The 21,508-nt window shown below is 68.6% G+C and carries 17 protein-coding genes and 1 tRNA gene; 6 read left to right on the top strand and 12 right to left on the bottom strand.

The features are described 5' to 3' along the window. The first annotated feature begins 52 nt into the window (after window positions 1–52). From B7K23_RS09745 to B7K23_RS15500, 4 genes are read left to right on the top strand one after another with little or no spacing between them, the layout of a single operon-like run. Window positions 53–1,165, top strand: coding sequence for a branched-chain amino acid ABC transporter permease (locus B7K23_RS09745; RefSeq protein ID WP_234996487.1), 1,113 nt, complete (start codon window positions 53–55; stop codon window positions 1,163–1,165). 3 nt (window positions 1,166–1,168) lie between these two features. Next, entirely contained in the window at window positions 1,169–2,143 is a 975-nt protein-coding gene (locus B7K23_RS09740; protein WP_084126401.1) for a branched-chain amino acid ABC transporter permease, read from the top strand. Next, window positions 2,136–2,996: an ABC transporter ATP-binding protein gene (locus B7K23_RS15505; protein WP_143338226.1), complete on the top strand. Its 861-nt coding sequence runs from the start codon at window positions 2,136–2,138 to the stop codon at window positions 2,994–2,996. The genes B7K23_RS09740 and B7K23_RS15505 overlap by 8 nt, the downstream gene beginning before the upstream one ends. Then, window positions 2,997–3,725 (top strand): ABC transporter ATP-binding protein, encoded by a 729-nt coding sequence (locus B7K23_RS15500; protein ID WP_234996486.1) that lies wholly within the window; start codon window positions 2,997–2,999, stop codon window positions 3,723–3,725. An 803-nt stretch (window positions 3,726–4,528) separates the two neighbouring features. On the opposite strand, the gene B7K23_RS09730 is transcribed toward B7K23_RS15500, so the two are convergent. Then, entirely contained in the window at window positions 4,529–5,806 is a 1,278-nt protein-coding gene (locus B7K23_RS09730) for an ABC transporter substrate-binding protein (RefSeq protein WP_084126400.1), read from the bottom strand. A gap of 272 nt (window positions 5,807–6,078) precedes the next feature. Then, the gene (locus tag B7K23_RS09725) at window positions 6,079–6,705 is read right to left on the bottom strand and encodes an ANTAR domain-containing response regulator (protein ID WP_143338225.1); all 627 of its coding nucleotides are present in this window, start codon (window positions 6,703–6,705) and stop codon (window positions 6,079–6,081) included. Window positions 6,706–6,726: 21 nt separating this feature from the next. Here B7K23_RS09725 and B7K23_RS09720 point away from each other — a divergent pair. Continuing rightward, window positions 6,727–6,800 (top strand) — tRNA-Leu (locus tag B7K23_RS09720). A 265-nt stretch (window positions 6,801–7,065) separates the two neighbouring features. After that, on the top strand, window positions 7,066–7,527 hold the full coding sequence (locus tag B7K23_RS09715; protein WP_084126398.1) for a methylglyoxal synthase: 462 nt from the start codon (window positions 7,066–7,068) through the stop codon (window positions 7,525–7,527). 72 nt (window positions 7,528–7,599) lie between these two features. Here B7K23_RS09715 and B7K23_RS09710 read toward each other — a convergent pair whose 3' ends face one another. The 10 genes from B7K23_RS09710 to B7K23_RS09665 all read right to left on the bottom strand — a co-directional run bounded on the left by B7K23_RS09710 (window position 7,600) and on the right by B7K23_RS09665 (window position 21,494). Beyond that, window positions 7,600–8,880 carry a hypothetical protein gene (locus B7K23_RS09710; protein WP_143338224.1) on the bottom strand — a complete coding sequence of 427 codons (1,281 nt, stop codon included), beginning with the start codon at window positions 8,878–8,880 and terminating at the stop codon, window positions 7,600–7,602. A gap of 225 nt (window positions 8,881–9,105) precedes the next feature. Beyond that, window positions 9,106–10,533, bottom strand: a complete 1,428-nt coding sequence (gene pyk / locus B7K23_RS09705) for a pyruvate kinase (protein ID WP_084126396.1) — start codon at window positions 10,531–10,533, stop codon at window positions 9,106–9,108. A gap of 16 nt (window positions 10,534–10,549) precedes the next feature. Further along, complete coding sequence (locus tag B7K23_RS09700; RefSeq protein WP_084126395.1) at window positions 10,550–12,016, bottom strand: glutamate synthase subunit beta; 1,467 nt, start codon at window positions 12,014–12,016, stop codon at window positions 10,550–10,552. Further along, a complete protein-coding gene (gene gltB, locus B7K23_RS09695) occupies window positions 12,009–16,544 on the bottom strand; it encodes a glutamate synthase large subunit (RefSeq protein ID WP_143338223.1) in 4,536 nt (1,511 codons plus the stop codon). Before gltB ends, B7K23_RS09700 begins: the two co-directional genes overlap by 8 nt. A 118-nt stretch (window positions 16,545–16,662) precedes the next feature. Beyond that, entirely contained in the window at window positions 16,663–17,817 is a 1,155-nt protein-coding gene (gene lgt, locus B7K23_RS09690; protein ID WP_084126393.1) for a prolipoprotein diacylglyceryl transferase, read from the bottom strand. Then, a complete protein-coding gene (gene trpA, locus B7K23_RS09685) occupies window positions 17,814–18,617 on the bottom strand; it encodes a tryptophan synthase subunit alpha (protein ID WP_084126392.1) in 804 nt (267 codons plus the stop codon). The genes lgt and trpA overlap by 4 nt, the downstream gene beginning before the upstream one ends. After that, a complete protein-coding gene (gene trpB / locus B7K23_RS09680) occupies window positions 18,614–19,822 on the bottom strand; it encodes a tryptophan synthase subunit beta (protein WP_084126391.1) in 1,209 nt (402 codons plus the stop codon). The genes trpA and trpB overlap by 4 nt, the downstream gene beginning before the upstream one ends. After that, window positions 19,819–20,628 (bottom strand): indole-3-glycerol phosphate synthase TrpC, encoded by an 810-nt coding sequence (gene trpC / locus B7K23_RS09675; RefSeq protein ID WP_084126390.1) that lies wholly within the window; start codon window positions 20,626–20,628, stop codon window positions 19,819–19,821. Before trpC ends, trpB begins: the two co-directional genes overlap by 4 nt. A gap of 100 nt (window positions 20,629–20,728) precedes the next feature. Then, window positions 20,729–21,157 carry a DUF2752 domain-containing protein gene (locus tag B7K23_RS09670; RefSeq protein WP_159451375.1) on the bottom strand — a complete coding sequence of 143 codons (429 nt, stop codon included), beginning with the start codon at window positions 21,155–21,157 and terminating at the stop codon, window positions 20,729–20,731. Window positions 21,158–21,164: 7 nt separating this feature from the next. Next, on the bottom strand, window positions 21,165–21,494 hold the full coding sequence (locus B7K23_RS09665) for a DUF4190 domain-containing protein (RefSeq protein WP_084126388.1): 330 nt from the start codon (window positions 21,492–21,494) through the stop codon (window positions 21,165–21,167). Window positions 21,495–21,508 lie beyond the last annotated feature (14 nt).

Here is a 21,508-nt window from a genome sequence, read left to right as displayed (position 1 = left end):
AAACGAAACATCCCTCCGCTAGTTTGAGTGACATCCCTAACAGGAGGAAACAGTGACGACGACCATCGATCGCCGCGTCATCGTGCGTGCGATCGTCGTTTTCCTGCTCGCGGCCACAGCCATCACCCTTGTCTCAGTGATGCTGATGTCCGATAGCGCGCAGGCGACAGACGTGGCGACCCATGCGGTCGCCGCCGATACGTCGAGCGACGATGCCACCACGACCGCAACCAGCTCGACTGCAGACAACATCCTGTGGCTGCAGTCGCTTGTCAACGGACTCGCCTTCGGAACGCTTCTGGCACTTGCGTCCGTGGGCCTCTCCCTCATCTACGGCACCACGGGGCTGAGCAACTTCGCACACGGCGAGCAGGTCTCGTTCGGTGCCGTGCTCACCTACTTCCTGGTGACCCCGCAGGACGTGTCCATCCCGCTCATCCCGGTGTCGTTCAACATAGGGCTGCCGCTGCTCGTCGGTGCCGCGATCGGCATCGCCGTGTCGGCCGGCACCGGTTGGCTGCAGGACAAGTTCCTGTGGTCGCCGCTGCGCCGCAAGGGCGTCGGCACCGTGCAGCAGATGATCGTCTCGATCGGTCTGTCGCTCGCGCTGCTGAACTTCATCCAGTGGTGGATCGGCGGTGGGCGCATCGGCCTGACCACGTCTGCTGGCAACGCGATCGACCTGGGCCCGGTGACCATCACCGACACGACCATCATCTCCGTCGCGATCGCGCTGATCTGCCTCGGCGGCGTCTCGTGGTTCCTGCTCAAGACCCGACTCGGCCGTGCGACCCGTGCGGTGTCCGACAACCCGGCTCTCGCCTCGGCGTCCGGCATCCAGGTCTCGCAGATCATCCGCCTCGTGTGGGTGCTCTCGGCGGGCCTCGCCGGCCTCGGCGGTGTGCTGCTCGCCCTGTACGAGGGCGGCACCGCCTTCGACGCTGGCGCGCGTCTGCTGATGCTGATGTTCGCGGCTGTCACGCTCGGCGGTCTCGGACAGGCCTTCGGCGCCCTTGTCGGCTCGCTCGTCATCGGAGTCGTCGTCGAGATGTCGACGCTCGTGCTTCCCGCCGACCTCAAGATCGCCGTCGCGCTGATCGTCCTCATCCTGGTGCTCCTCGTGAGGCCCCAGGGAATCCTCGGCCGTGCGGAAAGGGTGGGCTAAGCCATGGATATCCTCATCGCGGTCACCCGCGAGATGTTCGCGCCGACCACTGCGGCGTTCGCGCTCGCGGCGATCGGCCTCAACTTCCACTTCGGCCTCACCGGCCTGCTCAACATGGGCCACGCCGGCTTCATGCTGCTGGGCATGTACGGCTACGCCATCACGGTGCGCGAGGGCGGCGGCATGCTGCTCGGCTTCGCGGTCGCCATCCTGCTCGCGGTCGCCTTCGGCCTCCTGCTCGGCTGGCCCACGCTCAAGCTGCGCGGCGACTATCTGGCGATCGTGACGATCGCTGCGGCGGAGTTCGTCAGGTTCCTCGGCAGATCCTCGGTGATGAAGAACATCACGGGTGGTTCGACCGGAATCCGCGGCACGGACTACAAGGAGCCGTTCGAGTCGCTCTCGCCGTTCCCCGACGCTCTCATCACGATCGGCCCGTGGCAGCTCCACGGCTCCGCCTCGACCTCGTGGTGGCTCGTGGTCGTCTCATGGTCTTCGGTCGCACTCTTCGCGTGGGTCTTCTGGATGCTCGCGAAGTCGCCCTGGGGCCGTGTGCTCAAGGGCATCCGCGAGGACGAGGACGCTGTCCGCTCGCTCGGCAAGAACGTCTATGCGTACAAGATGCAGGCGCTCGTCATCGGTGGCGTGCTCGGCGCGCTCGGCGGCATCTTCTGGTCGTTCGGAAACGCGGTGTCCCCCGACTCCATGGGTCGCCCCACCACGTTCTGGATCTGGACGCTGCTGCTCCTCGGTGGTGCCGCCACCGTGTTCGGCCCGATCCTCGGCTCGGTGATCTTCTGGGCCGCGATCGTGCTGGTCAAGCAGCTCTCCGCTGCGCTGATCCCCGAGGCCATCATGTCGACGACCGCCCGCGAGCCCTTCGCGCTGATCCTGGTCGGTGTCACGCTGATGCTGCTGGTCATCTTCAGACCACAGGGCATCCTTGGAAACAGAAGGGAGCTGGCGATCAATGGCTGACGAGAAGCCCACGCCCACCTCGGCGGATCCGTTCGCCCTGGTGCCCCACGAGCCCGGCGCGCCGAAGATGGACAAGATCATCGTCGCGGACCACATCCACCGTCACTTCGGTGGTCTGACCGCGGTCGACGTCGAGCACTTCGAGGTCCAGCGCAACGCGATCACCGCGCTGATTGGACCGAACGGTGCCGGCAAGTCGACCTTCTTCAACCTGCTGACCGGCTTCGACAAGCCTCAGACGGGCGAGTGGTCGTTCAACGGGTTCTCCCTGCACTCCAAGTCCCCTGCCGCAGTCGCGCGGTCGGGCATGGTGCGCACGTTCCAGCTCACCAAGGCGCTCTCGCGCATGACGGTGATCGAGAACATGCGTCTCGGTGCGTCGGAGCAGGTCGGCGAGAGCCTCATGCGGGCGATGTTCCCCGGGCTCTGGAAGAAGCAGGAGGAGGAGATCACCGCCAAGGCGGAGGAGCTGCTCGTCCGCTTCAAGCTCGACAAGAAGCGTGACGACTACGCCGGAGAGCTCTCCGGCGGTCAGCGCAAGCTGCTCGAGATGGCCCGTGCCCTCATGTCCGACCCCGAGATCGTCATGCTCGACGAGCCCATGGCCGGCGTGAACCCGGCGCTCACGGAGTCGCTCCTGGACCACATCATCGAGCTCAAGAACCAGGGCGTCACCGTCCTGTTCGTCGAGCACGACATGCACATGGTCCGCCGCATCTCCGACTGGGTCGTGGTGATGGCCGAGGGCAAGATCATCGCCGAGGGCCCTCCCGGGACCGTCATGGCCAACAAGGCGGTGCAGGATGCCTACCTGGGCGCGCACCACGACACCGACCTGTCCGAGGAGCGCTAAGTGAACGACGCACCTGTCATCCTCCACGCCGATGACATCATCGCCGGATACCTCCCTGGGATCGACATCCTCAACGGATGCACCATGGAGGTCCGCGAGGGCGAGCTCATCGGCATCATCGGCCCCAACGGCGCCGGCAAGTCCACGTTCCTCAAGGCGCTGTTCGGCCTCGTGCCGATCCGCTCGGGCTCCGTGAGCCTCGCCGGCCAGGACATCACCAACAAGCGCGCTGACGAGCTGGTCAAGCGAGGCATCGGATTCGTCCCCCAGACGAACAACGTGTTCCCCTCGCTCAGCATCGAGGAGAACCTCGAGATGGGCTCGTACCAGGCGCCGAAGAAGTTCAAGGAGCAGTTCGACAAGATCGTCGACCTGTTCCCCGTGCTCGGTGAGCGCCGCACCCAGCGCGCGGGCTCGCTGTCCGGTGGTGAGCGTCAGATGGTCGCCATGGCCCGCGCGCTCATGATGGACCCGCACGTGCTGCTCCTCGATGAGCCGTCTGCTGGCCTGTCCCCCGCGCGTCAGGACGAGACCTTCGTCCGCACGCGAGAGATCAACCGCACCGGCGTCACGGTCATCATGGTCGAGCAGAACGCTCGTCGCTGCCTGCAGATCGCGGACCGCGGCTACGTGCTCGATCAGGGCACGTCCGCCTACACCGCGACCGGCCAGGAGCTGCTCAAGGACCCCAAGGTCATCGAGCTGTACCTGGGCACGCTGGGAGCCTAGGCCTCCAGCCCGCGAGAAGCGCCCCGTCACCCTCAAGGTGGCGGGGCGCTTCTGCGTCCCCGCCAGGCCGCTCCCTCGGCCCATGGCGGTGTGGAACGCCCCCGCTGCCCCGGGTGCACCTCCGGTGCGCCTCCTCGGCCCAGGGCCGGCCGGCGTCGCTCCGGCGCCGTACTCGGTCCTGCTCCAGAGAGGACGCCTGCGGGGTCGCGAGTCGCGGTCTGCGCCCTAGTGGACGCTCAAGGTCGTTTCTGGACGTCGTCTGTGCCCTGGTGGACATTCCTGTACCGCTCAGGGCTGCCAGCGGTTCCCAGGCGATGCGGTACCGGGAAGATGCGGCGCCGGGCCATCCGGCCTCGCGCCTTCGCCGTTCGGCGTCTGGTAGCCGCCCCTCGCGTCGCGACCCTCATAGGAGACCGGTAGGAATCCGTCCACTAGGACGCCCGCGACGGCGGAAACCGACAATGAGTGTCCACCGGCGCGCGGGTGGGTGCCGGAGGGGGCGACGTTGTGGACGCTGCTGGTGGGTCGTGGTGTGGACGATGCGGGTGGGTGCCGGAGGGGGCGACGTTGTGGACGCTGCTGGTGGGTCTGGGCGGGAACGATGCTGGGGCGGCTGGGTGCGGATCCGTGGTGTGGACGATGCGGATGCGGGGTGGGGACGACGAGGGCGCGCGGGTGGGTGAGGTGGGCCCGGCGGCGTGCCTGGCACGCCAGGCCGACCCCTCCAGGGCATGCGAAAGGGCCCCTGGCCGAAGCCAGGGGCCCTTCGCGTGTGTTGCTACGCAATCACCGCAGTGCGGGAATTACGCGGCGGGAACCTCACCGTAGACGGCCTCGGTCCACACCGGGACGTTCGAGCCATCGAACTCGTACACGCCGATGTAGGCGGACGAGGGGTCGTTGGCGTCGTTGAACGCACCCGAACCGGAGACCGCGGTGTAGGCGATCGACTCGCCGGCCTCGAGCAGCTCGGCGCACTCGGCGAAGCCGGAGCACTCCGTGCCACCGGTGGAACCGGAGACCGCAGCCATGTTGGCCTGGATCGTCGCACCGTCGACGCCGCCACCGGCGACCGCGGCGAGCGCGAGCAGCATGGCCGAGTCGTAGGACTCAGCGCCGTAGGCGAAGGAGTCGAGCTCCTCGTCCGCAACGCTGTTCAGCAGCGCCTGGAACTCCTCGGTCGGGTTCGCACCGGGGATGGTGCCCTTCGCGCCCTCGAGCAGACCCGCGTCGAGGTCCTCCGAGTAGTCGGCGGTGTTTCCGTCCGTGTAGTACGTCATCGAGAAGTCGTCCCAGCCGGCGGTCTGCAGCGCCTTGATGACCTGGACGGTCTGCTCGAAGGCGATGATCAGGATCGCCTCGGGGTCGGTCGCCATGACGGCCTGCGCCTCAGCGGAGAAGTTCGTCGCGGTCGGGTCGAACGTCTCGGTCTCGCCGTAGGTCACGTCGACGGTGTCACCGAGGGTGTCGACCACGACGTCGCGCAGCGACGTGCCGTAGTCGTCCTCGAACACCAGGATGCCGAGGCTCTCGATGCCGTCGTCCATGATGACGTTGGCGAGCGCGTTGCCCTGGACGGTGTCCGGCGGCGCCACGCGGAAGTAGAAGTCCGAGTAGCCCGACAGCGCGGTCGAGGTGTTCGCGGGCGAGATCTGGACCACGGAAGCCGCGGCGATGTCGTCGACGACGTTCAGCGACACGGAGGACGACGCGGCACCGATGATGCCTCCGACGTTCTCAGCGATGAGGTCCGAGACCGACTGCGAGGCGATCTGCGGGTTGGCGGTGTCGGACGAGTCAGCGTGGATGACCTCGACGTCCTGACCGTTGACGCCGCCGGCCTCGTTGATCTCCTGGATCGCGAGGTCGACACCGGCGATCTCGGGCGGGCCCAGGAAGGCCAGCGAGCCGGTGATCGGAAGCAGCGTGCCGATCTTCAGAGCGTCGCCCGAGGCAGCGCTGTCGCTGCCCTCCGCCGAGCTGCTCGAGTCCGCGTCACCCTCAACCGAGCAGGCCGCAAGGGCCAGCGTTGCGACGGCCGCCACGGCCGCGCCACGCGCGATGGTGTTCCATCGTGCCATGTTTTTTCCTCCAAACTGACGGGAGCCACCGTCAGCGCATCGGTGTAGGGACGGTCCCTACTCGATGCCGCCAAACTAGCGACCGTTTGTTTCTCTCATGGGTCACGATCATCACGATTTCGTGACCTGCGCCAGGAATCACGAGAGGAAACACGCACGTCACACACAATTCACCGCGTTTTTCGTCATTGGGTGACCAAAGTCCCAGGCAGACGAGAGACGCGGCCCCACACGGGTGCCGCGCCTCTCGGAACGTGGTGATGGCCGGGCTGCTACTTGCCGCCGCCCATCTGGTCGATGACGGCCTCGGCGACCTCGCGCATCGTCAGACGGCGGTCCATCGAGGTCTTCTGGATCCAACGGAACGACTCGGGCTCGTTGAGCTTCATCTTCTCCATGAGAAGGCCCTTGGCGCGCTCCACCTTCTTGCGCGTCTCCATGCGCTCGTTGATGTCGGCGATCTCCGACTCGAGCGCGCGGATCTCCTGATAGCGCGAAGCGGCGATCTCGACGGCGGGCAGCAGGTCGCCCGGGGTGAAGGGCTTGACGACGTACGCCATCGCGCCCGCATCGCGCGCGCGCTCGACGAGCTCCTTCTGCGAGAACGCGGTCAGCAGCACGACCGGCGCGACCCTGTCCTTCGCGATGTGCTCGGCGGCGGTGATGCCGTCCATCACCGGCATCTTGACGTCCATCACGACGATGTCGGGCTTGAGCTCCTTGGCCTTGGCGATCGCCTCCTCGCCGTCACCGGCCTCGCCGACGACGTCGTAGCCGCCCTCGGTGAGGGTCTCGACGATGTCCATGCGGATGAGTGCCTCGTCCTCGACCACAAGGGCCCGACGAGACTTCGGGGACGCGGCTCCGCTCGCCTGCGTCGTGTCGTTGTCAGCTGTCACAGCCGCTAGCCTAGTCGTCGGGCCCCGATAGCCCAACTGGCAGAGGCATGCGGCTCAAACCCGCACAAGTGTGGGTTCGAATCCCACTCGGGGCACTCAGCCCCGGACAGAGAGGCGCGGATCGCCGCTGGTGCGTCGCCTCAAGGCGCTTGCCTGGCGGAGCGCCCGATAGGCGCTCGCCCCGAGGGACGCCGCCGCACACTGGCTCTCCCCCGACGCCGACACCGACACCGACACGCACACGTGCGGCCCCGCAGCCCCGTTCCGGCGTGCTGCCACCACCGCAGTCCATGGCATGCTGGATCAGGTCCCTCGACATGATCGCCGCCTACCGCGGCCCAAGCAGCACGGAGGTCCTCGGTGCCCCGAGTCAAGCGTCACATCGCCCTGGTCGCGCACGACAACAAGAAGGTCGAGCTGCTCGAGTGGGCCAGCTTCAACAAGGTGCGGCTCGCTCCCCATCACCTGTTCGCGACGGGCACTACGGGGACGATGCTCGAGCACGAGCTCGGTCTTCCCGTCCACCGCTTCCTCTCGGGCCCTGTCGGCGGCGACCAGCAGATCGGCGGACGGATCGCCGAGGGCGCGATCGACATGCTGATCTTCTTCTGGGACCCGCTCGAGCCCCAGCCGCACGACCCCGACGTGAAGGCCCTTCTCCGCCTCGGCGCGCTGTGGAACATCCCCATGGCCTCGAACGTCGCGACCGCCGACTTCATCATCTCCTCGGAGCTGTTCGAATCGGAGTACGACCGCGCCATCCCCGACCTGGGGCCGCGCAACTGGGAGGACCTGCGTCCGAAGGCCGACGACCAGGGCTGAGCCGCGGAGCGCTCGTGCTCGGCAGAGAGAGCCAACGACGGTTCGAGCGCGGATGGCCGTTCGGCCGCCGAGTCACCAGCCGGCGTTGTGCCCGTAGTTGCGTTCGACCACTCCCCACGTGAAGTGGATGCTCGCTCCCTTGAGCTTGCCGGTGTACTTGACCGCCCAGTGCCGGGTATCTTCCACGGAGATATGCATGTCGTCCGCCACGTTGCCTACCTCGCGGACCTTGTAGTTGTATCCGCTGATCACGTTGTCCCGGACAGTGATGCTCTTCGGATAGCGCAGACGGTAGGTCTTCACCGCACCGCTGGCCCGATCGGGATCGACCTGGAGCCCGATGACGTTGTGGGCGAGGACGATCTTCCGTGCCTTGAGCCCGATCACCACACCGGTCTGGCCGCCGAGCATCGTGTTGTACGTGATCTTCACGTCGACTGGCGACTCGTTCGCCTGATGGGAACCAGCGACCTTGATGTTGGAACCGTTCGGGGCGCTCACGAGCAGGTTGTGCGTGATGAGGCCGCCCGAGGACCAGATGCTTGCCATCAGATAGATGTTGTGGTCCCTGTGCGCCCGCGTTCCGAGGTTGTATCCGATGAAGTTGCTGGAGATCGTGTAGTCGTGCGGGGCGTAGGCGATCCGCTCCGCCTCGGTATCCGCGCCGCGCTTCGCTGACACGAAGAGGTTCGCGCCGCGCGTGTACCGGATGTCGTTGTGCGTGAACGTCCAGCCCGTACCGCCGAAGAAGCGCACCAGCGCCATGGCCGAGCCGGTCGCGTCCTTGTCCCATCGCCAGCGCAGGCCGTCGATCGTCCAGTAGTCCGCGCCCTTGAGAACCATCCGGCCCTTCACCACGACGCGCTCACCGGGCTTGTTCTGAAGCACGATGGGGCGAGCCTCCGTGCCGCGCGCGATGCCGTAGCCGAGGCGCTCGTAGTACGTACCGCCGCGGACGACGATCACGTCGCCCGCCTCGGCGACCTGCATCGCGATCTTGATCGTGGCGAGCGGGTTGGCCGCCGTCGGCTCGGGGCACGCCTTCTCGTCAGACCACCCCTCCTTCTCCACCCAGCCCGGGTAGAGGTCCTTGGTCAGGCAGTTCAGGCGCTTGATGTCGGGGTAAGGATCGCCGTTCGAGAATGTCTTGTTCGGCGCGTCGACGGTGTCGCTGCCTGAGGTGGAGACGTAGATGTACCGCCCCCCGGACGCCGGTGTGGCCAGCGAGGTCGACCCGATCGTGAACCCCTCCTCCGTCGCGGTCGCGGGCACTGCCCCGATCCCGAGCAGGGCGACGGCGGCAAGCGCCGTGCTGGTCGCCTTGGCAAGGAGGGTGCGCGTCGAGGAGGCCATGCCCGGGAGCATAGAGAGGATCCGTCGCGCATTGAACCCTTGTGTGAGCCTTCCCACGATCCCTCAACGCAGCGGCGCGGGCGCAGGATCGGCGGGCGGTGGCGACACCGGAATGCGCGGTCGCGGAATCGCCAGGACCATCGATCCCTGGCTCGCCGACGATTCGCGCCGTGCATGACGAAGGGCCCCAGCCGATGCGGCCGGGGCCCTTCGTTCAGGCAGCTATCAGGCGACGGTCGCGGGCAGCTGACCGACCTTGTGCACCAGGATCGAGTTCGTGGTGCCGGGGATGCCGACCGGGGCACCCGACACGACGATCACATACTCGCCGTCCGAGGCGAGACCCTTGTCCTTGAGGTAGGAGTCGACGACCTTGACCATCTCGTCGGTCGAGCTCACGTGGTCGACGAGCTCGGTCGTGATGCCCCACGAGAGCGCGAGCTTGCGCTGCGTGCCGGCGTCGGGAGTGAAGGCGAGCATCGGGGTCTCCGGACGCAGACGCGACATGCGACGCGCCGAGTCACCGGACTGCGTGAAGGTGCAGATGTACTTCACGTCGAGCTTCTCGGCGACCTCGGCCGCGGCGAGGGTGATCGCGCCACCACGGGTCTTGGGGACCGACGGGAACGCGGCGATGCGGCTGTGGCCCTTGCGCTCGGTGTTCTCGACGATGCGAGCCATGGTCTGGACCGTGATGATCGGGAAGTCGCCGACGGAGGTCTCGCCGGAGAGCATGACGGCGTCGGTGCCATCGAGGATGGCGTTGGCGCAGTCGGAGGTCTCGGCGCGCGTCGGGACGGGCGCGTGGGTCATGGACTCGAGCACCTGGGTCGCGACGATGACCGGCTTGGCCTTCGCGCGGCACAGCTCGATGGCGCGCTTCTGGACGAGCGGCACCTCCTCGAGCGGGAGCTCGACGCCGAGGTCACCGCGGGCGACCATGACGCCGTCGAACGCGTCGACGATCTCCTCGAGGTTGTCGACCGCCTGCGGCTTCTCGACCTTGGCGACGACGGGGACCGTGCGGCCCTCCTCGGCCATGATGCGGGCGACGTCCTCGTAGTCCTGCGCGGAGCGCACGAACGACAGCGCGATGAAGTCCGCGCCGAGCTTCAGACCCCAGCGCAGGTCGTCCTCGTCCTTCTCGGACAGCGCCGGCACGGAGACCGCGACGCCCGGGAGGTTGATGCCCTTGTTGTTGGACACGGGACCGGGGACGACGCACTTGGTCACGACGTCGGTCTCGGTCACGTCGGTCACCTCAAGACGGACCTTGCCGTCGTCGATGAGCAGCGTGTCGCCGGGGTTGCAGTCACCAGGCAGGCCCTTGAAGGTCGTGCCGCAGATGTCCTTGGTGCCCTCGACGTCGCGCGTGGTGATCGTGAAGACGTCGCCGACGGCGAGCTCGTGGGGTCCGTTCGCGAACTTCTCGAGGCGGATCTTGGGGCCCTGAAGGTCGACGAGGACGGCGACGTTGCGTCCCGACTCGGCCGCGGCCTGACGGACGTTGCGGTAGACCTGCTCGTGCTCCTCGGCGCTGCCGTGGCTGCGGTTGATGCGGGCCACGTCCATTCCGGCGTTGACGAGCTCTCGCATCCGGTCGAGCGGCGCGGTGGCCGGGCCGATCGTGCAGACAATCTTCGCGTTTCGCATGTTCTCCAACCTTGCGTTATGCACGGAGCGCTGTGGTGCGCGCCGTCACTGGCGCCGGGAGCTCTGTGCTCCCGGTCAAGTATTCATCGATGGCCGCCGCGGCAGCGCGGCCCTCGGCGATCGCCCAGACCACGAGCGAGGCGCCTCGACCCGCGTCGCCGGCGACGTAGACGCCGTCGGCGGACGTCGAGAAGTTCTCGGCGCGGTCGATCTGACCACGCGACGTCAACGCTACTCGGGACTGGTCCTGCAGCAACGTGACCTCAGGCCCAGTGAACCCCATAGCAATCAATACCAGGTCCGCGGGCACATCGCGCTCGGTGCCCGGTGTCGGGGTGCGCGAGCCATCGGCGTTGTTCTGGGTCTCGGCGACGCGCAGCGCCTTCACGTGCCCTGCGTCATCGGAGACGAACTCGACGGTCGAGGCGAGGTACTCGCGCGTGCCGCCCTCGGCGTGGCTGGTCGAGACCTCGAACACGCGGGGGTCGGTGGGCCACGGCATCGACTCGGTGCGTCCGAGCGGCGGCTTCTTGCCGATCGCGAGGGTCGTCACGGAGGCCGCGCCCTGGCGCAGCGCGGTGCCGATGCAGTCCGAGCCGGTGTCGCCGCCACCGATGACGATGACGTGCTTGCCCTCGGCCGTGATCTGCTCAGCGACCTCGTCGCCGGCGGCGGCCTGGTTGCCCTGGTGAAGGTAGGGCATCGCGAAGTGGATGCCGTCGAGGTCACGACCGGGAAGCGGCAGGTCACGCGGCACAGGGGCGCCCGAGGCGATGAGGACCGCGTCGTAGCGGGCGCGCAGCTCCGCCCACGTCATGTCCTTGCCGATCTCGACGCCCGTGCGGAAGCGGGTGCCCTCGGCCTCCATCTGCGAGACGCGCAGATCGATGTGGCGCTTCTCGAGCTTGAAGTCCGGGACGCCGTACCGAAGCAGGCCGCCGATGCGGTCGTCCTTCTCGAACACCGCGACCGTGTGGCCGACGCGCGTGAGCTGCTGCGCCGCCGCGAGACCCGCGGGGCCCGAACCGACCACCGCGACGGTGCGTCCCGTGTGGCGCTGGGCGACGTGAGGCCGCACCAGCCCGCGCTTGAACGCCTCGTCGATGATCGACACCTCGACGTTCTTGATGGTCACGGCGGGCTGGTTGATGCCGAGCACGCACGAGGTCTCGCACGGCGCCGGGCAGATGCGTCCGGTGAACTCGGGGAAGTTGTTGGTCGCGTGGAGACGCTCGATCGCGTCCTCCCACTGGCCGCGCCACACGAGGTCGTTCCACTCGGGGATCAGGTTGCCCAGCGGGCAGCCCTGATGGCAGAACGGGATGCCGCAGTCCATGCAGCGGCCCGCCTGGCGCTCGAGCTGAGCCGAGTCCTTGGACAGCTCGTCCTTGACCTCGCTCCAGTCGCGCAGGCGCACCGGGACGGGTCGGTTCGCGGGGAGCTCGCGCTCCCGCACCTTCAGGAATCCGCGCGGATCAGCCACCGGTCACCTCCAGGAAGTCGGCCCATGCGCCGGGCGCGGTGAGGTCCCCGCCCTGCGCCTCGATCTCGGCGAGCGCGTCCCGCACTCGCGCGTACTGCGCCGGGAGCACGCGGGTGAACCTCGTCACCGACTCGTCCCAGCTGGACAGCAGCTCCTTGCCGAACGGCGAGGAGGTCTGCTCGACGTGCCTCTCGATCAGGCCACGGACGATGGTCTCGTCCTCGGCATCGAGCGGAGACAGCGTGAGCTCGCCCGAGGCGAGCGCCTCGCGGTTGACACGCTCGGTGCGCAGGTCGAGCACATATGCCGTGCCCCCCGACATGCCGGCGCCGAGGTTGCGACCGATGCGGCCGAGGATCAGCGCGGTGCCACCCGTCATGTACTCGAGCGCGTGGTCGCCCACTCCCTCGACGACCGCGGTGAGGCCCGAGTTGCGGACCAGGAAGCGCTCGCCGACGACGCCGCGGAGCAGGATCTCCCCCGAGGTGCCGCCATAGCCGATGACGTTGCCAGCGATGACGTCCTTGGAATCGTCGAGCATGGCCTCACGCGGAGGGCGGACCACGATGCGTCCTCCGGACAGGCCCTTGCCGACGTAGTCGTTGGCGTCGCCCTCGAGGCGCAGCGTGATGCCCTTGGGCACGAACGCGCCGAACGACTGGCCCGCGGACCCGGTGAAGGTCACGTCGATCGTGTCGTCGGGCAGGCCCGCTCCCCCGTGGCTGCGGGTGAGCTCGTAGCCCAGCATCGTCCCGACCGTGCGGTGGACGTTGCGGATGGGCAGCTCGATCGCGACCTTCTCGCCGTGGTCGAGCGCGGGCTGCGCCTGTGCGATCAGCTGCTGGTCGAGCGCCTCAGCCAGGCCGTGGTCCTGCGTCGTCGCGTTGATCAGCGCCGCGCCGTCGGTCGGGCGCGCGAGCACCGGCGAGAGGTCGAGGCCCTTCGCCTTCCAGTGCGTGATGGCCGCGCGGGTCTCGAGCGCCTCGACGTGGCCGACCGCCTCGGCGATCGAGCGGAAGCCCAGTGCCGCCAGGTGCTCGCGCACCTGCTCGGCGATGAACTCGAAGAAGGTCTCCACGAACTCCGGCTTGCCTGTGAAGCGCTCGCGCAGCTCGGGGTTCTGTGTCGCGACGCCCACGGGGCACGTGTCCATGTGGCACACGCGCATCATGACGCAGCCGGACACGACGAGCGGCGCGGTCGCGAAGCCGAACTCCTCGGCGCCGAGCAGCGCTGCCACGACCACGTCGCGGCCGGTCTTCAGCTGGCCGTCCACCTGCACGACGATGCGGTCGCGCAGGTCGTTGAGCACGAGCGTCTGCTGGGTGTCGGCCAGGCCGATCTCCCACGGCGCGCCCGCGTGCTTGAGCGAGTTCAGCGGGCTCGCGCCGGTACCGCCGTCGTGCCCCGAGATCAGGACGACGTCGGACTTGCACTTGGCCACACCCGCCGCGATCGTGCCGACGCCGACCTCCGACACCAGCTTGGTGTGGATGCGTGCGACGGGGTTCGCGTTCTTCAGATCGTGGATGAGCTGCTTGAGGTCCTCGATCGAGTAGATGTCGTGGTGCGGCGGCGGCGAGATGAGGCCGACGCCGGGCGTCGAGTGACGAGTCTCTGCGACCCACGGGTACACCTTCGTGCCCGGGAGCTGACCACCCTCGCCGGGCTTGGCGCCCTGCGCGAGCTTGATCTGGATGTCGTCCGCGTTCACGAGGTACTCGCTCGTCACGCCGAAGCGGCCCGAGGCCACCTGCTTGATCGCCGAGCGACGCTCGGGGTCCATGAGGCGCTCCGGCGCCTCGCCGCCCTCGCCCGTGTTGGACTTGGCGCCGAGCCGGTTCATGGCGATCGCAAGCGTCTCATGCGCCTCCTGAGAGATGGAGCCGTACGACATGGCGCCCGTGCTGAAGCGCTTGACGATGTCCGCGACCGACTCGACCTCGTCGATCGGCACCGCAGGACGGTCGCTCGCGAAGTCGAGCAGCCCGCGCAGTGTCATCGCGCGCTTGGACTGGTCGTCGACGCGGTCCGTGTACTCCCGGAAGAGGTCATAGCGGCGCGTGCGCGTCGAGTGCTGAAGCTTGAACACCGTCTCCGGGTCGAAGAGGTGCTCCTCGCCGTCGCGGCGCCACTGGTACTCGCCACCGGTGTTCAGGCGCTGGTGGGCCGGCAGCTCGCCCGAGGCCGGGTAGGCGTCGGCATGCCGCTGGGCGACCTCCTGCGCGATGACGTCGAGCGCGACGCCGTCGATCTGGCTCGGCGTGCCGACGAAGTGACGGTCCACGAGCTCGCGCGACAGCCCGACGGCCTCGAACACCTGCGCCCCGCGGTAGGAGGCGATGGTCGAGATGCCCATCTTCGACATGATCTTGAGCACGCCCTTGCCGAGCGCCTTGATGAGGTTCTTGACGGCCTTCTCGCCGTCGACGTCACCGAGGTAGCCCCGCTTCGCGAGGTCCTCGACCGTCTCCATGGCGAGGTACGGGTTGACCGCGCCTGCGCCGTAGCCGATCAGCAGCGCGACGTGATGCACCTCGCGCACATCGCCGGCCTCGACGATGATCGTGATCTGCGTGCGGGTGTGGTGACGCACCATGTGGTGGTGGACCGCGGAGCTGAGCAGCAGCGAGGGGATCGGCGCGAGGTCCTTGTTCGCGTCGCGGTCGGACAGGATCAGGAACGAGACGCCGTCGGCGAGCGCCTGGTCGCACTCGTCGAAGATCTCCTTGAGGCGCGACTCGAGCCCCTCGGCGCCGTCTGCCACCCGGTACAGGCCCCGGATCTTGCGGGCAGAGAACACACCCTTGAGGCGCGGGTCAGCGTCGATGTGCGCGATCTTGGCGAGCTCGTCGTTGTCGATGACCGGGAAGTCGAGCATGATCTTGCGCGCGTGCTCGGGCAGGGCCGCGAGCAGGTTCGGCTCGGGCCCGACCGCGCCGCCGATCGAGGTGACGATCTCCTCGCGGATCGAGTCGAGCGGCGGGTTGGTCACCTGCGCGAACATCTGCACGAAGTAGTCGAACAGCAGGCGCGGGCGCTTCGACAGCACGGCGATCGGGGTGTCGGAACCCATGGCGCCGATCGGCTCGATCGCGTTCATCGCCATCGGCGCGAGGAGGATCTTGAGCTCCTCCTCGGTGTAGCCGAAGGCGCGCTGACGACGCTGCACGGAGCGCGTCGAGTGAGAGATGTGCTCGCGGTCCGGCACCTCGGAGAGGTGGATGGCGTGCTTCTCGATCCACTCCCCGTACGGGTGCTCAGCGGCGAGCTGCGCCTTGATCTCCTCGTCCTCGACGATGCGGCCCTTGGCCGTGTCGACGAGCAGCATGCGGCCGGGCTGCAGGCGGCCCTTGCGCACAACCTTGGCGGGGTCGATGTCGAGCAGGCCCGCCTCGGAGCCGCACACGACCAGGCCGTCCTCCGTCAGCCAGAAGCGACCGGGGCGCAGGCCGTTGCGGTCGAGCGTGGCGCCGATGAGCGTGCCATCGGTGAAGTGGAGCGCGGCCGGGCCGTCCCAGGGCTCCATGAGCGTCGAGTGGTACTCGTAGAACGCGCGGCGGGCCGGGTCCATGTGCGGGTTGTTCTGCCACGCCTCGGGGATCATCATCAGCACGGCGTGCGGCAGCGAGCGTCCGCCGAGGTGGAGCAGCTCGAGCACCTCGTCGAAGGACGCGGTGTCGGAGGCGCCGTTGGTGCACGTGGTGCCGAGCTCGGAGAGATCGCCGAGGAGGTCCGACTGCAGCATCCCCTCCTTGGCCGCCATCCAGTTGCGGTTCCCCTGCACGGTGTTGATCTCGCCGTTGTGCGCGATCAGGCGCAGCGGCTGCGCGAGCGGCCACGACGGGAACGTGTTGGTGGAGAAGCGCGAGTGGACCAGCGCGAGCTCGGAGGCGAACGACGGGTGCAGCAGGTCGGGGAAGACCTGCTCGAGCTGATACGTGGTCAGCATGCCCTTGTAGGTCAGCGTGCGCGAGGACAGGGAGGCGAAGAAGGGCCCGCCGCCCTGCTCGAAGCGGCGCCGCGTGCGGTACAGGCGGCGGTCGAGCTCGATGCCGGACAGCCCGTCGCACGCGAGGAAGATCTGACGGAACACCGGCGCCGCGGCGCGCGCGGACGGCCCGAGCGTCGACAGGTCCGCGGGGACGTCGCGCCAGCCGAGCACGGTCACGCCCTCGACGGCGGCGGCGTCCTCGACGATCGACACCTCGATGTCCTCCGAGCCGGGCGTGAGGAAGGCGATCCCGACGCCGTACTCCCCCGCTGCGGGCAGCTCGAAGTCCACGACCTCGCGCAGGAAGGCGTCCGGGACCTGGGTGAGGATGCCCGCGCCGTCGCCGGTCTCGGTCTCGGCGCCGACGGCGCCTCGGTGCTCGAGGTTCTTCAGCGCCGTCAGCCCCGCATCGACGATGTCGCGGCCGGCGGTGCCGCGAAGCGTCGCGACGAACGCGACGCCACAGGCATCGTGCTCGTATGCCGGGTTGTACAGCCCTCCGGCGGGCTGAGGTGCGCTGAGAAGCGAGGCCATTGAACCGTCCTTCGCAGGACCTCGCACGTGGCGGGTCCTCATGGTTGATGGGCGCCGTCGACCCTAGGGGAGCATGGGTGTCCAGCGTACCGCGCAGGACAAGCCCTTTTGGAACTCTTTACTGCGCGCGGGGCGTCTCGCCAGGGTCTCCGGCACTGTCCGCATCGCCCAGCGTACCGGCACCTTCCGCGGTCTCCCGCGTTCGCTCGGCCTCGGGATCCGTCCCCTCGCCGTCGGAGTCGGGCGCGTCGGCGCCCGGGGCGTCCGCCTCGTCGCCCTCGGCAGCGTCGACGTCGGCACTCGAACCTGAGGACGAAGCATCGTCCGTGGCGTCCTCGTCGCCCGCGACCGAAGCATCGTCCGTGTCCGCATCGGCGGCGGCGTCCGAGTCGTCGGCTTCGCCGTCCTCAACGACTGCCGCGGCGGCCACCGGTCTCGCGGCGAGCGTGTCGCGCGCCGGCACCTCGGCGAGGCGTCGCTGCCTGACACCCAGCCACACGAAGGCGAGGATCGCCGTCAGCAGGACGAGGGCCGACACCCACGTGTTCACACGGACGCCGAGGATGTGGACGGCGGTGTCGATCCGCACCATCTCGATCCAGAGTCGGCCCGAGGTGTACACGGCGACGTAGAGCCAGAAGACGCGCCCGCCCCACAGCTTGAAGCGCCGGTCCGCCCACAGCAGCACCGCGACGCCGGCCAGGTTCCACACCATCTCGTACAGGAAGGTCGGGTGGAAGGTCGCGAACGACTCGTAGCCGGCGGGGCGGAAGGCCTCGTCGATCTGCAGGGCCCAGGGAAGGTCCGTCGGACCGCCGAACAGCTCCTGGTTGAAGTAGTTGCCCATGCGACCGATCGCCTGGGCAAGCAGCACGCCGGGAGCGACGGCGTCGGCGAAGGCGGTGAACGACACGCCCGCGCGCCGCGCACCGATCCAGGCGCCGAGCGCGCCCAGCGCGACCGCGCCCCAGATGCCGAGCCCACCCTCCCAGATCTTCAGGGCGTCGATCGGGTTGCCGTCCTCGCCGAAGTACGCGGCGGGACTCGAGATGACGTGATAGATGCGGCCGCCGATGATGCCGAAGGGGATCGCCCAGAAGGCGATCGTCTCGACGACCTCGGGGTCCCCGCCGCGTGCGATCCAGCGCTTGCGCGTGAGCCACAGCGCGATGAAGATGCCGAGCAGGATCCACAGCGCGTAGGCGTGGATGGTCAGCGGGCCGATCGAGAAGCTCGACCATTCGAGTGGTGGGCTGGGGATCGAAGCCCTCACGCGTGTCCTCTCACACCGGCAGCAAGCTCTTCGGTCTTGGCCCGGAGCGCCGCGATGCCGGCGTCGAGGTCGTCCGGGTGGTCGGCGAGGCAGCGCACGAGCGCCGAGCCGACGATGACACCGTCCGCGTAGCTCGCGACCTGCGCCGCGTGCTCGCCCGTCTTCACGCCGAGTCCGACGCACACGCGGGGAGCGCCGGCGTCGCGTGCGCGGCCCACGAGCTCCTCGACGCCGCCACCGATCGACGAGCGCTCACCGGTGACGCCCATGAGCGCCGCGGCGTAGACGAAGCCCGACGATGCCTGGCACGTGAGGTGCATGCGCTCGGTCGTGGTCGTGAGCGCGACGAGGTGGATCGTGTCGAGATCCCTCGACGCGGCGACCTCGGCCCAGCCGGAGCCCGCGTCGGGCGTGATGTCGGGGAGGATGACGCCAGAGCCGCCCGCAGCGAGAAGATCATCGGCGAATCGCGCGGGCCCATACTGCAGGATCGGGTTCCAGTAGCTCATCACGACGGCCACCGCACCGGCCTCGACGACCGCGCGGACGCCCTCGAAGACGTCGCCGACGCGGGTACCGCGCGCGAGAGCGGCCTCAGCCGCGAGCTGGATGGTCTCGCCGTCCATGACGGGGTCCGAGTACGGCAGGCCGACCTCGACGATGTCGACTCCGGCCTCGACCATCTCGCGCATCGCGCGAGCAGAGCCCTCGACCGAGGGGAACCCGACGGGAAGGTAGCCGATGAGCGCGGAACGCCCCTCCGCCTTGATCTGATCGAGGCGGTCTCCCAGAGCGGTCACGCGTCCTCCCCCGGCATCATCGCGAACCACTGGGCCGCCTGCTCCACGTCCTTGTCACCGCGTCCCGAGAGGGTGACCAGCAGGGTCGCGTCGGGACCGAGCTCCTTGCCGAGCTTGATCGCACCGGCGAGCGCATGCGACGACTCGATGGCCGGCATGATGCCCTCGGTGCGGCACAGCAGCCGGAAGGCGTCCATGGCCTCGGCGTCCGTGATGGGCCAGTACTCGGCGCGGCCCATGTCCGCGAGCCACGAGTGCTGAGGGCCGACGCCCGGGTAGTCGAGACCCGCGGAGATCGAGTGCGAGGGCAGCGTCTGCCCGTCCTCGTCCTGGAGAATGTACGAGCGCGAGCCGTGGAGCACTCCGGGGCGACCACCGGTGATGGTCGAGGCGTGACGTCCGGTCTCGACCCCGTCGCCGGCGGCCTCGCAGCCGATGAGGCGGACGTCCGCGTCGTCAAGGAAGGCGTCGAAGGAGCCGATCGCGTTCGAGCCGCCGCCCACGCACGCAAGGACCGCGTCCGGGAGACCGCCGAGCGCGAGCATCTGCTCGCGCGCCTCAACGCCGATCACGCGCTGGAAGTCGCGCACCATCGCGGGGAACGGGTGGGGTCCCGCGGCGGTGCCGAAGATGTAGTTGGTGCTCTCGACGTTCGCGACCCAGTCGCGGAACGTCTCGTTGATCGCGTCGCGGAGCGTGCGCGATCCGGTCGTGACCGGCACGACCTCGGCGCCGAGCAGACGCATGCGTGCGACGTTGAGGGCCTGCCGCTCGGTGTCCTCCTCGCCCATGTAGATCACGCAGTCGAGGTCCATGAGCGCCGCGGCGGTCGCGGTCGCGACTCCGTGCTGGCCCGCGCCCGTCTCCGCGATCACGCGCGTCTTGCCGAGCCGCTTGGTGAGGAGAGCCTGGCCGAGGACGTTGTTGATCTTGTGCGAGCCCGTGTGGTTGAGGTCCTCGCGCTTGAGAAGGATGCGCGCTCCGCCGGCGTGCTCCGCGAAGCGCGGGATCTCGGTGACGATCGAGGGACGCCCTGTGTAGTCACGGGCGAGGCGGTCGAGCTCCGCGGTGAAGGACGGGTCCACGCGTGCCTTGTCGTACGCGTCGGTGAGCTCGTCGAGGGCGGCCATGAGCGCCTCGGGAAGGAAGCGTCCGCCGAACTCTCCGAAGAACGGCCCGGGCGCGGCCTGCAGCGATTCGGTCACGGACGCACCGACCGCAGGGCGGGGTGCGCGCCGGCGGCCACCATCTCGGCGACGGCGGTGCGCGGGTCGCGATCCTTCACGAGCGCCTCGCCGACGAGCACCGCGTCCGCACCGAGGCGGGCGTACTCGACCACGTCGTGGCTGTCGCGGATGCCGGACTCGGCGACGCGCAGGATCCCCGAGGGGATGGTCGGCGCGACTCGCGCGAACGTGTGGCGGTCGACCTCGAGGGTCTTGAGGTTGCGCGCGTTGACGCCGACCACGCGAGCCCCCGCGTCGACGGCGCGGGTCACCTCCTCCGCGTCGTGCACCTCGACGAGCGCGGTCATGCCGAGCGAGTGGACGCGCTCGATCAGGCCCTCGAGCGCGTTCTGCTCGAGTGCCGCCACGATGAGGAGCACCATGTCGGCTCCATGGGCGCGGGCCTCCCACACCTGGTACGGCGTGACGATGAAGTCCTTGCGGAGGATCGGGGTGTCGACCTTGGCGCGCACCGCATCCAGGTCGGCGAGTGAGCCGCCGAAACGGCGCTGCTCGGTGAGGACCGAGATGACCGTCGCTCCCCCGGCGGCGTACTCGGTCGCGAGCGAGGCGGGGTCGGTGATGTCGGCCAGATCGCCCTTGGAGGGGCTCGACCGCTTGACCTCGGCGATCACCGAGATCTCGTCGGATGCGAGCTTCTGGTAGGCGTCGATCGCCCCCGGCAGCCTCGCGGCGCGCTCCTTGAGCGCGGCCATCGATGTCGCTTCCTCGCGTACTGCCAGGTCCTCCCGGACTCCGGCCACGATGCTCTGCAGGACGCTCATGGTCGGTCCACCTCCCTGCCGTCAATGGTAGCGCCGGACGAAAGGGTCGAATGACCGCCAGATGCGGCACCGACCGGTCAGCGCACCGTCAACGGGAGGCTCACTGCACGGTGAGGTAGGGCGCGAACGGTGGGAGGTTCCGCACGATCCAGAACAGACCGAGGAACGCGGGCATGCCGATCGCGAACCACATCGGGATCCTCACCGTGCCCTGGCGAGACCACGTGCGCCACCACCACAGGCCGACGGCCGCGATGCCGAGCGGGAGGATGAGCAGCACCACGACGATGTTGTACTGCAGCGCGAGCGCCAGGTCGCCCTGGAGGAGCGAGTGGACCGCCCGCAGGCCGCCGCATCCCGGGCACCAGTGCCCGGTGGCGGCGTAGAAGATGCAGGAGGGGAAGACCCCCGAGCCGGTCGGGTCCTGAAGACCCGTGTAGGCGGTCCCGCACAGCAGCGCCGCCGTCGCGACGGCAGGACCCGCAAGACGATGCGGGGTCGAGCGCGCGACGGCGGCGTCTGTGGTCACAGCCTGGTCAGTACGAGTACGAGCCGGTCGCGGCGGCGATGCCGTAGAAGACACCACCGAGCACCGACAGCGCAGAGCCGATGATGCCGAGGATGAAGCCGACCTGGCCGAGGTTGCCGTTGGTGGCGAGGCCCTGGGCCGCGGCCTCCTTCGACTTCTGGCCGACGATGATGGCCGGGATGCCGGCGAAGAGTCCGCAGCAGACGATGCTGAGGATGCCGAGCACGAGCGCCCAGGTGCCGAGGCTGTTCTTCGCGTCCGACGGGCCTGCGCCGTAAGCGGGCTGGCCCGGCATCGGCGGCTGGGGCGGCATCGGGGGCGGCGGGATGTCAGTCATGCGATCTTCTCCTT

This window comes from Demequina sp. NBRC 110054 (genome assembly GCF_002090115.1).
In the GTDB taxonomy this organism is placed as follows: domain Bacteria; phylum Actinomycetota; class Actinomycetes; order Actinomycetales; family Demequinaceae; genus Demequina.
This window is presented reverse-complemented; position numbering and strand designations above follow the sequence as displayed.